10 protein-coding genes and 1 pseudogene are annotated in these 13,100 nt (G+C 64.1%); 9 read left to right on the top strand and 2 right to left on the bottom strand.

Annotation, left to right across the window (positions count from 1 at the left end):
- Positions 1 to 228: 228 nt before the first annotated feature.
- From ctaD to ACFQ6H_RS22580, 4 genes are all read left to right on the top strand, one after another.
- Positions 229 to 2,019, top strand: a complete 1,791-nt coding sequence (gene ctaD, locus ACFQ6H_RS22595; protein WP_020907234.1) for a cytochrome c oxidase subunit I — start codon at positions 229 to 231, stop codon at positions 2,017 to 2,019.
- A gap of 116 nt (positions 2,020 to 2,135) precedes the next feature.
- Complete coding sequence (gene serB / locus ACFQ6H_RS22590) at positions 2,136 to 3,356, top strand: phosphoserine phosphatase SerB (protein WP_020969288.1); 1,221 nt, start codon at positions 2,136 to 2,138, stop codon at positions 3,354 to 3,356.
- A 53-nt stretch (positions 3,357 to 3,409) separates the two neighbouring features.
- Positions 3,410 to 4,156 (top strand): peptidyl-tRNA hydrolase, encoded by a 747-nt coding sequence (locus ACFQ6H_RS22585; RefSeq protein ID WP_378648712.1) that lies wholly within the window; start codon positions 3,410 to 3,412, stop codon positions 4,154 to 4,156.
- A 36-nt stretch (positions 4,157 to 4,192) separates the two neighbouring features.
- The gene (locus ACFQ6H_RS22580) at positions 4,193 to 4,987 is read left to right on the top strand and encodes a YitT family protein (RefSeq protein WP_378648718.1); all 795 of its coding nucleotides are present in this window, start codon (positions 4,193 to 4,195) and stop codon (positions 4,985 to 4,987) included.
- Here ACFQ6H_RS22580 and glgX read toward each other — a convergent pair.
- A pseudogene (glgX, locus tag ACFQ6H_RS22575) lies at positions 4,900 to 6,942 on the bottom strand (glycogen debranching protein GlgX); the annotation flags it as partial. The gene ACFQ6H_RS22580 and the pseudogene glgX sit on opposite strands and share 88 nt — an antisense overlap.
- 51 nt (positions 6,943 to 6,993) lie before the next feature.
- Between glgX and ACFQ6H_RS22570 the strand changes: the two are divergent.
- The 5 genes from ACFQ6H_RS22570 to ACFQ6H_RS22550 are packed head-to-tail and all read left to right on the top strand — an operon-like array spanning position 6,994 to position 11,709.
- Complete coding sequence (locus tag ACFQ6H_RS22570; protein ID WP_003944728.1) at positions 6,994 to 7,815, top strand: ABC transporter ATP-binding protein; 822 nt, start codon at positions 6,994 to 6,996, stop codon at positions 7,813 to 7,815.
- 56 nt (positions 7,816 to 7,871) lie between these two features.
- A complete protein-coding gene (locus tag ACFQ6H_RS22565) occupies positions 7,872 to 8,690 on the top strand; it encodes an NUDIX hydrolase (RefSeq protein ID WP_378449133.1) in 819 nt (272 codons plus the stop codon).
- Positions 8,691 to 8,700: 10 nt separating this feature from the next.
- On the top strand, positions 8,701 to 9,480 hold the full coding sequence (locus tag ACFQ6H_RS22560; RefSeq protein WP_378648710.1) for an enoyl-CoA hydratase/isomerase family protein: 780 nt from the start codon (positions 8,701 to 8,703) through the stop codon (positions 9,478 to 9,480).
- A gap of 53 nt (positions 9,481 to 9,533) precedes the next feature.
- A complete protein-coding gene (locus ACFQ6H_RS22555) occupies positions 9,534 to 10,550 on the top strand; it encodes a class I SAM-dependent methyltransferase (RefSeq protein WP_003944733.1) in 1,017 nt (338 codons plus the stop codon).
- A gap of 1 nt (position 10,551) precedes the next feature.
- On the top strand, positions 10,552 to 11,709 hold the full coding sequence (locus tag ACFQ6H_RS22550; RefSeq protein WP_378648708.1) for a class I SAM-dependent methyltransferase: 1,158 nt from the start codon (positions 10,552 to 10,554) through the stop codon (positions 11,707 to 11,709).
- Between the two features lies 1 nt (position 11,710).
- On the opposite strand, the gene ACFQ6H_RS22545 is transcribed toward ACFQ6H_RS22550, so the two are convergent.
- Positions 11,711 to 13,018: a PQQ-binding-like beta-propeller repeat protein gene (locus ACFQ6H_RS22545; protein ID WP_378648706.1), complete on the bottom strand. Its 1,308-nt coding sequence runs from the start codon at positions 13,016 to 13,018 to the stop codon at positions 11,711 to 11,713.
- Positions 13,019 to 13,100: the final 82 nt, after the last annotated feature.

The following is a 13,100-nucleotide window of genomic DNA, read 5'->3' as shown; positions in this document are numbered from 1 at the left end:
CCCCAGGGAACATAAACCGCAGGTCGTTCGTTCGGTTCCCCGAAAAACGGATGCTCGAGTACGACGCAGAGTAGGACCGGGTCGCGGTGCCTCGGAGTCACGGTCTACGATTCGATGAGCGCAAGCCAGAAGCCGTTGTCCGCAGCCCGGGCGACGGACCCTGCGGGCGCAACCAAGGGCTCTGTAACGGAGTCTGCGGAGCGACCAAAGGCACATTCAGGAGGATCAGTGACTGCCGTAGCGCCCCAGCCAGTCCCCACGATAGCGCCGGCCAGGCCTTACCCGCCGCGGCAGGGACCCAAGGGCTCATTCATTTTCAAGATGATCACGACCACCGATCCCAAGGTGCTCGGAATCATGTACTTGGCGACTTCCATCGCCTTCTTCCTCATCGGTGGCCTCATGGCACTGATGATGCGTGCCGAACTTGCTGTACCCGGCATGCAGTTCCTTTCCAATGAACAGTTCAACCAGCTGTTCACCATGCACGGCACGATCATGCTGCTGCTGTACGCGACCCCGATCGTCTTCGGCTTCGCGAACTACATTCTTCCGCTCCAGATCGGTGCACCCGACGTCGCGTTCCCGCGTCTGAACGCGTTCAGCTACTGGCTGTACCTGTTCGGCGCGATCATCACGACGGCCGGATTCGTCACGCCCGGTGGCGCAGCAGACTTCGGTTGGACGGCATACACGCCGCTCACCAGCGCGCTGCATAGCCCCGGCGTCGGCGCCGACCTGTGGGTCTTGGGTCTGGCTGTTGCCGGCCTCGGCACCATCCTCGGTGGCGTCAACATGGTCACCACCGTGATCTGCCTGCGCGCACCCGGTATGACCATGTTCCGCATGCCGATCTTCACCTGGAACATCTTCATCACCAGCATCCTGATCCTGCTGGCGTTCCCGCTGCTGACCGCTGCATTCATGGGCCTGTTCGTCGACCGCCATCTCGGTGGACACATCTTCGACCCGGCAACGGGTGGTGTGCTCCTGTGGCAGCACCTGTTCTGGTTCTTCGGTCACCCCGAGGTGTACATCATCGCGCTGCCGTTCTTCGGCATCGTCTCGGAGATCTTCCCGGTCTTCAGCCGTAAGCCGATCTTCGGCTACAGCGGTCTGGTGTACGCAACGCTGGCCATCGCCGCTCTGTCGATCGCGGTGTGGGCTCACCACATGTACGCAACCGGCGCTGTTCTCCTGCCGTACTTCTCGTTCATGACGTTCCTGATCGCCGTGCCGACAGGTGTGAAGATCTTCAACTGGATCGGAACGATGTGGAAGGGGCAGTTGACCTTCGAATCGCCGATGCTGTTCTCGATCGGCTTCCTGATCACCTTCCTCTTCGGTGGTCTGTCGGGTGTCATCCTCGCGAGCCCGCCGCTCGACTTCCACGTCACGGACAGCTACTTCGTCGTCGCCCACTTCCACTACGTGGTCTTCGGCACGGTCGTGTTCGCCACCTACGCCGGTATCTACTTCTGGTTCCCGAAGATGACCGGTCGCATGATGGACGAGCGCCTCGGCAAGTGGCACTTCTGGACCACGTTCGTCGGTTTCCACGGCACGTTCCTCGTGCAGCACTGGCTCGGTGCCGAAGGCATGCCGCGCCGCTACGCCGACTACCTGCCCTCGGACGGATTCACGGTTCTGAACTCGGTGTCCACGATCTTCGCCTTCGTACTCGGTGCCTCGACGCTGCCGTTCATCTGGAACGTCTTCAAGAGTTACCGCTACGGCGAAGTTGTCACCGTCGACGATCCGTGGGGCTACGGAAACTCGCTGGAGTGGGCAACAACCTGCCCGCCGCCGCGTCACAACTTCACCGAGTTGCCGCGCATCCGTAGCGAGCGTCCGGCGTTCGAGCTGCACTACCCGCACATGGTCGAGCGGATGCGCGCGGAAGCGCATGTCGGCCCCGGCCACGGTGGGAAGAACGCCAGCACCGTGCTCGAAGATGCTCGTCACGAGCCGCTGACAGTCGGGGACGAAGGCGACCCCGGCACCGACAGCCGCTCCTGAGCGAAGTAACACACTGAAGTAATCAGCGAAGGCCCCGCCCGAGTAACGGGTGGGGCCTTTCGCTTGGCACAATAGTGACGATAAAGACGCGAACGAAGAAACGATCGGAGTTTTCGGTGGGTGCCTCTGACACCACTGTTCTGGTGACTGTGACCGGGCCGGACCGCCCTGGCGTCACCTCGGTATTGTTCGCGGCGCTGTCGCGGCACGATGTGCGTCTACTCGACGTGGAGCAGGTGGTGATTCGAGGTCGACTGACACTCGGAGTCATGGTGGCCTGCCCGAACGATCCCGAAGCGCTTCAGGAAGAACTCGAACAGGCGATGGCGACGGTCGGAATGAACGTCGACATCGAAATCGGTGCCGATCCCGGACGGCCCGCGGTATCTACCCACGCGGTAGTTGTTCTCGGCAGCCCGGTCAATGCTCGCGCAATGCGATCGGTTGCGCGCGAACTCGCGAAGCAGGGCGCCAACATCGATTCGATCCGTGGTGTCGCCGATTACCCCGTCACCGGTTTGGAACTCAGCGTCAGTGCGGCCGATACCGTCGACGGCGACGCGAAGCTGCGCACCGGACTCGCCGAGGTTGCCGCTCTCGAAAACGTCGACATCGCGGTCGAGCGCGCAGGTCTCGCTCGCCGGGCCAAGCGTCTGATCGTGTTCGACGTGGATTCGACGCTCGTCCAGGGCGAGGTCATCGAGATGCTGGCCGCGAAGGCCGGCGTCGAGGACGAGGTCCGCGCTGTCACCGAAGCTGCAATGCGCGGCGAGATCGACTTCACCGAATCACTGCACCAGCGGGTTGCCACACTCGCCGGTCTCGACGCCTCCGTCATCGACGAGGTGGCAGAGAGCATCGAACTGACGCCGGGTGCTCGCACCACCATTCGCACCCTGCGTCGTCTCGGATTCCACTGCGGTGTCGTGTCCGGAGGCTTCCGACAGGTCATCGAAGGCCTCGCACACGAACTCGAACTGGACTTCGTACACGCCAACACTCTCGAGATCGTCGACGGCAAGCTGACCGGTCGTGTGATCGGTGAGATCGTCGACCGTGCCGCGAAGGCCGTAGCGCTGCGCAAGTTCGCCGATCAGGTCGGTGTGCCGATGGAACAGACCGTCGCCGTCGGTGACGGTGCCAACGACATCGACATGCTCAACGCCGCGGGCCTGGGTGTGGCCTTCAACGCCAAGCCCGCGCTGCGCGAGGTAGCGGATGCGGCTCTGTCGCACCCCTTCCTCGATGCTGTGCTGTTCATTCTCGGTGTGACTCGCGACGAGGTCGAGGCGGCAGACGCCGTCGACGGTGGCGTACGACGCGTACCGATTCCATGAGTTCCGATCCAGCAGTCAGTGCCGATCCAGCTGCAAGTTCAGATCCAACTGTGATGTCCGGCCCCGATTCTCGGTGGCGCCAGCGTCACGCGGTGCTGGCCGCTGGATACGGTGGGCAAGACGATCCTGCGGATCCGGCGCTGGTGCTGGCGATGCCGATCGTTCTCCATATTCCGAAGGCAGACCCGCCGAAGCGCACTGCACTGCTCGAGGCTGCGGCAACCGCGGCAGTTGCGCTGTGCCTGGACGAACGCGTCGGGTTCACCGAAGACGGGGAACCCGGCCCGTGGCACGAGGACTATTCGGCGTGGGTGGGTGCCCGGATCCGGAAGGTCTCTCGTCGAGCGCGAGGTGCTCAGTGGCTTGCCGCACAGGAGGTACCGGGCATCACCGTCGACGTGGATGGTGCCCAGGCGCGGGCTTTGGTTCCCGGGCCGGTCGGAGAACTGGACCCCCGAATCAAGAAGTTGCAGATCGGTGGCACCGATCTCGAGCACGACGAACCCGGACCGCCCGAGCCTGGACTGCCGGTGCTGTGGATCGACGCGGCGCTCGAGATGACGGTAGGCAAGGCGTCGGCTCAGGTCGGCCATGCCTCGATGTTGTTGGCAGCGGCCATGTCCGAGGAACAATGCTGGACCTGGGCGCAGAACGACTTTCGCTGCTCGGTCCGCGACGCAAGTCCGAAACAGTGGGCCGAGGCAGTAGATCGATTGAAGAAGTCGGAGGCCGTCGCGGTTCGTGATGCAGGGTTCACGGAAGTCGCACCGGGTTCCATGACAGTCATTGCGGTTCCGTAAGACTCAACCGACCAGTCCAGTATCGGCAACTTGGCTATGGATGAACAGTCCAGTGGCCTTCAGGATGGTCGAGTGTTGATACGGAGATTTGCCTCGCTGTTCGTCGGTCTGTGGTTGTACGGGTTCTCGATGGCCATGATGATCACAGCGGGGCTCGGCCTCGATCCGTGGGATGTGTTTCATCAGGGTGTTGCCGAGCACGTTTCGCTCAGCTTCGGCGTGATCACTGCAATCACCGGTGCGGTGGTACTGCTGCTCTGGATTCCGATCCGTCAGCGCCCGGGATTCGGCACGGTCGCCAATGTCGTGGTGATTGCCATCTCGGTGGATACTTCACTGGCCTTCTTGCCGGTCTTCGATTCCATGCCAGTTCGCGCTGCCATCATGGTCGGGGGAATTCTCCTCAACGGACTGGCCAGCGTTCTCTACATCGGCGCCGGCATGGGGCCGGGTCCTCGCGACGGATTGATGACCGGATTGGTTGCTCGCACCGGCCTGTCGGTCAGGCTCGTGCGTACCAGCATCGAAATCGCGGTCCTCGCTACCGGATGGCTTCTCGGTGGAACCGTCGGCGTCGGAACCGTGTTGTACGCCTTCGGAATCGGACCGACCATTCAATTCCTGATCAAGGTGCTGCCGGATTCCATGACAGCAGCGGTGACCGGCGGACGTGCCACCGAACGTAAGGCCAAGACCGTGGGTCCGGTCAACGAAATTTCGGTGCCGACGGAAACTTCCGCGGTCGAGGCAGGCTCTCCGGTGGGTGACGCCGAATCGAACGATGCAGTCAAGGTGCCGTCGAACCATTCCGGAGTTCCGACGGTGACCTGAGCCGGTCCGCCGGAATGCAGGATCAGGAGCCAACTGTCGTCACCGAGAGGGCGCCCGGTCCGCGTGTGGGACCGAACGTCGGCGCCGTCGATCCAGGCCTGCAGGGTTCGGTGAGTCTCGTCGTACCACGCGGTGTCGTCGAACTCGATGCCGGCAGCGTCGAACCAGACGAGGTCCGGGTGTTCCAGTCTTCTTCTGCCTTCGAAGAATTCGGGCTGACGCAACGCCGGTGCCGCTCGGCGTAGTCCGAGAGCTCGGGAGACGAATCGCACCAACGACTGATCGGCGCTCGTCCAGTCCAGTGCCCACGACTGGGCGGGGGAGGCAAGAGCGGGAACACAGTACGCGTTGTTGTTCCCGCCCAGGCTGTGGCCGAACTCGTCACCGGCGGTGAGCATCGGTGTACCTGTCGACAGCATGAGCGTGGCGAGCAGCGCCCGTACGTGGCGCGCCCTGGCGTCCTGAATTTCGGGATCGGTGCTCGGACCTTCGATTCCGTGGTTGAACGAATCGTTGTGATCGGCGCCGTCACGATTGTCTTCACCGTTGGCCTCGTTGTGCTTGTGGTCGTATGTCACTAGATCGGCGGCCGTGAACCCGTCGTGCGCGGTGACGAAGTTGATCGATGCCCAGGGGCGACGGCCGCTGCCGGCAAAGATGTCCTCGGAACCGGCGAGACGCGACGCGACCTTCCGGACGCTGGAGCCGCCGTTCCAGAACTGGCGAATGGTGCTGCGGTACTTGTCGTTCCATTCGGACCACTGGAGTCCGAAGTTTCCGACCTGGTATCCGTCGGCAGTCGCATCCCAGGGTTCGGCGATGAGCTTGCACCGAGTCAGTACCGGATCGGACGAGATGGCGGAGAGGATGGACGCGCGCTGGTCGAAGCCGCCGCCGCGCGGCCGACCCAACGCGCTCGCGAGATCGAATCGGAAGCCGTCGACACCCATTTCGGTGGCCCAGTAACGGAGGCTGTCGGTGATCATGCGGACCGCGATGGGGGAGCAGGCGTCGACCGTGTTGCCGCACCCGGTCAGGTCGATGTCGCGGCCGTCGCTGTCGAGAAGGTAGTAGCCGGGACCGTCCAAACCTCGCCAGCTGACACTGATTCCGTCGACGCTCTGCTCGCAGGTGTGGTTGTAGACGACGTCGAGGATGACCTCGATGCCTGCCGCGTGAAGTGCGTCGACCATGATCCGGAACTCGGTGACTTCGCTGCCCGGCGTTGCCGCGTATCCGGGATGCGGGGCGAAGTACGACGCCGTCGAGTAACCCCAGTGGTTGCGCATCCCTCGCTCGCGGACGCTGTGTTCGGTCAGAAACGCCTGCACGGGAAGCAGTTCCACGGCGGTGACGCCGAGTGCGACGAGGTGATCGATCACAGCCGGCGCGGTCAGACCGAGGTACGTTCCGCGGTGGGCTGCGGGAACTCCTGGATGCGTGGCGGTGTACGAGCCCACATGCAGCTCGTAGATCACGCTTTCCTCCCACGGCGTCTCGAGGCGGGCGGCGGCGGGCACGAGGCCTGGAGTCACCACGGACAGTGGCACGTGGCCGAGCGAGTCGAGCGTCGACGGGTCGCCGAAGGAATCGTCGGCGTACGACAGCAGGGCACGGTGATCACCGAGTTCCCCCTCGATGCGGCGCGCCCACGGATCGACGAGCAGCTTGTGTGGATTCAGTCTCAGCCCGGCTCGCGGATTCCACGGACCGCTCGCCCGAATTCCGTATCGCTGCCCCGCACCGACCCCGGCGATGATTCCGTGCCAGATTCCGTACGTGTGTTGCCGAAGTTCGACGCGATCTTCGTTTCCGGCCTGGTCGATCAGGCAGATGTGGACGCTCGACGCGGCCGGGGCGTGGACCGCGAACTGGGTTCCGGAGTCCACGATGTGGGCGCCGAGGGGGAACGGAGACCCGGGCGTCGGGGTGTGAGTTTCGATGAGAGGCGACACGCAAGATGATCCTGCCGTGAACGGCCGGAGAATGTGCGGGAAGATGTTCGGGTGCCGCTACCTGATCCAGATCTGCTCATCGATTTCGACAACGTACTCATCCGCCGGGGAGGGTCCACTCTCGTGGGTCCCGTCACCTGGAAAGTGGAGCTCGACGAGCGATGGGTGGTGCTCGGACCCAACGGCGCCGGCAAGACGTCGCTGCTGCGCATCGCGGCCGGCGAGACCTTTCCGACCAGTGGTTCCGCCCACCTCCTCGGTGAAGTTCTCGGCAAGGTCGACGTCAACGAGTTGCGCCCGCGAATCGGTTTGTCTTCGTCGTCGTTGGCGAACCGCGTTCCCGGCGACGAGAAGGTCAGCGACCTCGTCGTGTCGGCGGGCTACGCCGTTCTCGGTCGGTGGCGCGAGGAGTACGAATCCATGGACACCTCGCGTGCTGTCGAGATGCTCGAAAGCCTCGGCGCCGAGCACCTGGCGGATCGTACGTACGGGACGCTTTCCGAAGGCGAGCGCAAGCGCGTCCTCATCGCGCGAGCCCTGATGACCGATCCCGAACTTCTTCTTCTGGACGAGCCCGCCGCCGGGCTCGACCTCGGTGGCCGTGAGGAACTTGTGGCCAGACTCGCCGAACTGGCTGCCGATCCGGACGCCCCGGCAACCGTTCTGATCACCCATCACGTCGAGGAAATCCCGCCGGGATTCACTCACGCACTCCTTCTCAAGGAAGGTGAGGTCGTCTCCCAGGGGCTTCTGGACGACGTCATCACCGCCGAAAATCTGAGCGCGGCATTCAGCCAGTCCATCAGCCTCGACAAGGCGGACGGCCGATACTTCGCGCGCCGCGCGAGGCCGTCCGGAGCTCATCGCGCGTGAGCTTCAGTGGGACCTGAAATGCGGCCCAGATCACAGATCGCGTAGGTTCGCGAAGCATGGCTAACGAGAATGCAAACGCTGTCCCCGAGCCCAAGGACGCGTCGACCGTCATCTTGGTGCGCGATGCCGAATCCGGTATCGAGATCTTCCTGCTTCAACGAGTACAGGGGATGGCGTTTGCCGGGGGCATGACGGTCTTCCCCGGCGGCGGCGTCGACAAGTCCGACGCGACGGCCGAGGTCGAGTGGGCCGGCCCGTCGGTCGAGTGGTGGGCCGAGCGGTTCAGCACGGATGTGGCTCGGGCGAAGGCCCTCGTCTTGGCTGCGGTTCGGGAAACGTTCGAGGAGTGCGGCGTCCTGCTCGCCGGACCGACCGCAGGCACCGTCGTGGCCGACACGGCCGGCTACGCGCAGGACCGGGTTGCCCTCGAAAAGCACGAGCTGTCGTTCAGTGATTTCCTGAAAAAGGAGAACCTGGTCCTGCGAACGGATCTGCTGCGGCCGTGGGCGAACTGGATCACGCCGGTGGGCGAGACCCGCCGCTACGACACACGCTTCTTCGTCGCGGCGTCACCGACCGGACAGATTGCGGACGGAGTCACCTCCGAGGCCGCCGAGGTTCGTTGGCAGAGCCCGCAGGACGCTCTTGCGCATTGGCGTGAGGGTGGCAGCATCCTGTTGCCGCCGACATGGAGTCAGCTGACCGAATTGGCCAAGTTCAGCTCGGTGGCGGAGATACTCGCAGCCGAGCCGGAGATCCCCGTCATCCTGCCTACGCTGATCACCGACGAGGAAACCCTGCGCGTGGAATTCCCGAACCAGGACGGCTACTACACCGCCGGACCGCATCCGTGGTCGATCAAGGCGGCAAAGTAGATTCTCGATCATGGCTGAATTTGTGACTCTCGAAGTTTCCGAAGGCATCGGCACCATCCGTCTGGCGCGCCCGCCCATGAACGCACTGAACCGTCAGGTGCAGGACGAGTTGGCAGCTGCCGCACACGCTGCGACCGTCGACAAGACGGTCAAGGCCGTCATCGTCTACGGCGGGGAGAAGGTCTTCGCTGCCGGCGCCGACGTCAAGGAAATGGCCGAGATGGACTACGGCCAGATCCGTGACGCGATCGGTGGCATGCAGGCCGGGCTCGGCGCCGTGGCGTCCATCCCGAAGCCGACCGTTGCCGCGATCACCGGATACGCACTCGGTGGCGGACTCGAAGTTGCCCTTTCGGCCGATCGCCGGATTGTCGGAGACAACGCCAAGCTCGGAGTTCCGGAGATTCTGCTCGGAATCATTCCCGGTGGCGGCGGAACGCAGCGCCTCGCTCGCCTGATCGGGCCGGCCAAGGCCAAGGATCTGGTCTTCACCGGCCGTTTCGTCGGGGCTGACGAGGCGTTGGCCATCGGGTTGGTCGACGAGGTCGTCGCTCCTGACGACGTCTACACCGCAGCCCGTACGTGGGCCTCGCAGTTCGTCGGAGGTGCGTCGCGCGCGTTGGCTGCTGCCAAGGCGGCCATCGACGAGGGTCTGAACACCGACCTGGAATCCGGCCTCAAGATCGAGCAGCATCTGTTCGCCGGATTGTTCGCGACCAAGGATCAGACGATCGGCATGGAGTCGTTCATCGCCAACGGTCCGGGCAAGGCCGAGTTCACGGGCGAGTAGGCTCCCCTAAACTAGAACTTGTTCATCTCTTACCAGCGAGTAGGATAGCCGCCATGACAGCCAGCCCGAATGACGACGCAACCGTCACGCCGCCCGCCGCTACCGACACCTCGGTAGTCGACCCCGCGCCGCGGCCGCACGCCACGGCCGAAGAGGTCGAGGCCGCTCGTAAGGACACCAAGCTCGCCCAGGTGCTCTACCACGACTGGGAAGCCGAAACCTACGACGACAAGTGGTCCATCTCGTACGACGAGCGCTGCATCGACTACGCACGTGGTCGTTTCGACGCCGTCGCGGGCGACCAGCCGCTCCCGTACGAGCGCGCCCTCGAACTGGGTTGCGGCACCGGATTCTTCCTCCTCAACCTGATGCAGGGTGGAGTCGCCAAAACCGGCTCGGTCACCGACCTCTCTCCCGGCATGGTCAAGGTCGCGTTGCGCAATGCCGAGAGCCTCGGCCTGCCGGTCGACGGCCGTGTCGCCGACGCCGAGACCATTCCGTACGAGGACAACACCTTCGACCTGGTTGTCGGCCACGCCGTGCTGCACCACATTCCGGACGTCGAGAAGTCGCTGCGTGAGGTCCTTCGTGTCCTCAAGCCCGGCGGACGTTTCGTCTTCGCCGGTGAGCCCACCACTGTCGGCAACTTCTACGCTCGCTGGCTCGGCCGCGCGACGTGGGAAGCAACCACACGCGTGACCAAGCTGCCGTTCCTCGCAGACTGGCGTCGCCCGCAGGAAGAGCTCGACGAGTCCTCCCGCGCAGCAGCTCTCGAAGCTGTCGTCGACATCCACACGTTCGATCCCACGGACCTCGAGAACATGGCGAAGTCCGCCGGCGCCGATCAGGTCCACGCTGCCACCGAGGAGTTCGCCGCGGCTCTTCTCGGCTGGCCTGTCCGTACCTTCGAGGCGGCTGTTCCGCCGGAGAAGCTCGGTTGGGGCTGGGGGCGTTTCGCTTTCGGTGGTTGGAAGACGCTCAGCTGGGTCGACGAGAAGGTACTCCGCCACGTCGTTCCTCGCGGATTCTTCTACAACGTCATGATCACCGGCGTGAAGCCCGGCAACTGAATTGGGCTATGACTTCACCCTCGGCGACGTCGACTATCTCGGAAGTGATTCCGGCGTAGCGGCCTTGGCCGAAGTGGATCAGCTCGAACTGTCCACGCGTACGCGTCTGGCCGACATCGGCCGGGCGCGTACGCGTTTCGGTGATCACATGCCCGCGCTCGTGGACACCGTCCTACTTCGGCGCAAGGCGGCCGCCAAACTGCCGGGCAGTGAGCAGTGGTTGTTCACGGACGACGCGATGCAACAAGCCACTCCTGGCGTTGTCGCGGCCCAGCGTGCGCAGCGTCTGATCGGGCGCGACGTCCATGACGTGACGTGCTCCATCGGCGCAGAACTGCACGCATTGACCGGCGTTGCGCATCGCGTGATCGGCAGCGACATCGATTCCGTTCGGCTGGCGATGGCGCAGCGCAATGTGCCGAGTGCAGCGTTGTTGCGCGCCGACGCTCTCCGCCCGACGAGTCGCGGAACCGTCGTACTGGCAGATCCCGCAAGGCGATCGGGCGGTCGCCGCACTCATGATCCCGCAGCGCTGATGCCGCCCTTACCAGACCTCATCGAGGCGTACTCCGGGCGAGATCTCGCCGTGAAGTGCGCTCCCGGACTCGATTTCGACAATCTCGGTTGGGCGGGCGAAGTCGAGGTCGTCTCGCTCGACGGCGGTGTCAAGGAAGCCTGCCTGTGGTCTTCGGGGCTGGCCGAGTCCGGCGTTACGCGTCGAGCGTCGGTGCTTCGCTCCGACGGGACCGGTTGGGCGATCACCGACGCCGAGGATGACGTCATCCCGGAGCAGGCACCGGGGGAGTGGATCGTCGACCCGGACGGGGCGGTAGTGCGCGCGGGCCTCGTGCGCCACTACGCTGCCAGACACGGCCTGTGGCAACTGGATCCGCGGATCGCTTATCTGACCGGTGACAGTGTCCCTGAGGGCGTTCGCGGATTCCGGATCCTCGAGCAGATCAAGTACTCGGAGAAACTGCTCAAGCAGACGCTGGCCAAGCGGGACTGCGGTGTCGCCGAAATTTTGGTGCGGGGAGTCGACGTCGATCCGGCAGTGCTGCGTCCGCGGCTCAAGCTGAAAGGCTCGCTCGCGCTGAGCGTCGTGATCGTTCGGATCGGACGATCTGCGTCGGCCTTCATCTGTGAGGCATCCCGCTAGATCACTTGAAGACGAACAGCTCACCGATTGCGCTGGGCGTCAACACTTCACCCTTGGGTCCGATGGAAGTGCCGACGGTGAAGCCGACCGCGCCCGGCAACGTGTCCTGATCCACCGTCTCGCCGGTTTCGGTGTCGAAGGTGATCAGGCTCAGTCCGTTCTCACCCTCACGTACGACGGTGTATCCGGTGTTTCCGGCGGTCTGTGCCGGAACACCCAGCTGCAGAAGGTCCTTACGCTCCCAGACCAGTTCGGCATGATCTCCCTCGTCGCGCACGGCAAGGAGATGCCCCTTGTCGCCGCCGGCGGGGATGATCAGGCCGTCGTCGGACGTCGAGGCGCTGCCGGCCGAGTTGAAGCCGATGTCGTAACTCCACCGGGGGTCACCGGTTTCGGCGTCCACCGCCCAGAGTGATCCGTTGTTGTCGGTGGCGTACACGGTCTTGCCGTCCTTCGACAGGTCCGGGCTCGACGCAGTCCCACCGGGAAGCGCATCGGTGGACCACTCACGGGTGATGGACGGATTGTCGCCGCCCGTGTACTTCATGGCGACCAGATCGGCAGCCTGAGAACTGGGCCCGTAGAAGGTGAAGTAGAACTTGCCGGTGCCGAGGTCGACTGCCGGAGTATTGGCCACCGGGCAGCCGGACGTGCCGAGGAAGCACTCGTTCAAACCCTTGTTGTCGGGAATGAGTTCTGCGTTCGCGCCCTGGTCGATCGACGGCGGTGGGATCAGGTCGAACGACGGAAGAACCTTTGCACCGGTCTGCGGGTCGAGCACGTTGATCTGGCCCAGTTGGGTGATGAACAACAGGTTTCCGTCGCCGGTGAACTGCGACGAGAGAGGGGTGCCGACAACGAGCGTGCGCCAACGCAATTGACCGGTCTCGGTGAACGACATCATCGCGCCGCTCTCGCCGACGTAGACATTGGTGGCCGTGTCGACGATGGGCGTCGAGGCGACTACGCCGTCGTTGAGTCGAGCGCACCACTTCTTGCGACCCGAATCCATCTGGAACGAAAAGAGATTGCAGCCGTTCTCGGTGCGGGCGGTGACGAAGCTCTGGCCGTTCGCGGCCACCGAGGCGTACGCGGCAACCGGACCGCCGAGGGGCCGTGACCACGCGAACTCGATATCGCGTGATCCGGTGACCGGACTCGTGTCGCTGTTGCGTGCGTCGGCATGCATGGCCGGCCAACCCGCCGACGCGTACCGGTCCACCCGGCCGTCGTCGCTGCCGCAACCGGCGATCAGGACCGCAGCGATCGCCGTCGACACCATCACGGACGACCGTAGGACCCGCCGCATCACAATCTCCCTGCCTTCACTTCGTCAAGAGCCTTCGACAACTGCACAAGCCCGGACCAGAGACTATCCCGACCGGGGCAAC

The sequence above is a fragment of the Rhodococcus sp. NPDC056506 genome, from assembly GCF_042794945.1.
GTDB lineage: Bacteria > Actinomycetota > Actinomycetes > Mycobacteriales > Mycobacteriaceae > Rhodococcus_F.
The sequence above is the reverse complement of the archived record's forward strand: the minus strand, read 5'-3'. Positions and strand labels throughout refer to the sequence as shown.

Bases quoted from the DNA above. Each gene is read 5' to 3' on its own strand.
- ACFQ6H_RS22580 (WP_378648718.1), top strand. From the start codon at position 4,193: ATGGATGAACAGTCCAGTGGCCTTCAGGATGGTCGAGTGTTGATACGG.
- ACFQ6H_RS22565 (WP_378449133.1), top strand. From the start codon at position 7,872: ATGGCTAACGAGAATGCAAACGCTGTCCCCGAGCCCAAGGACGCGTCG.
- ACFQ6H_RS22555 (WP_003944733.1), top strand. From the start codon at position 9,534: ATGACAGCCAGCCCGAATGACGACGCAACCGTCACGCCGCCCGCCGCT.
- ACFQ6H_RS22545 (WP_378648706.1), bottom strand. From the start codon at position 13,018: ATGCGGCGGGTCCTACGGTCGTCCGTGATGGTGTCGACGGCGATCGCT.
- ACFQ6H_RS22560 (WP_378648710.1), top strand. From the start codon at position 8,701: ATGGCTGAATTTGTGACTCTCGAAGTTTCCGAAGGCATCGGCACCATC.
- ACFQ6H_RS22585 (WP_378648712.1), top strand. From the start codon at position 3,410: ATGTCCGGCCCCGATTCTCGGTGGCGCCAGCGTCACGCGGTGCTGGCC.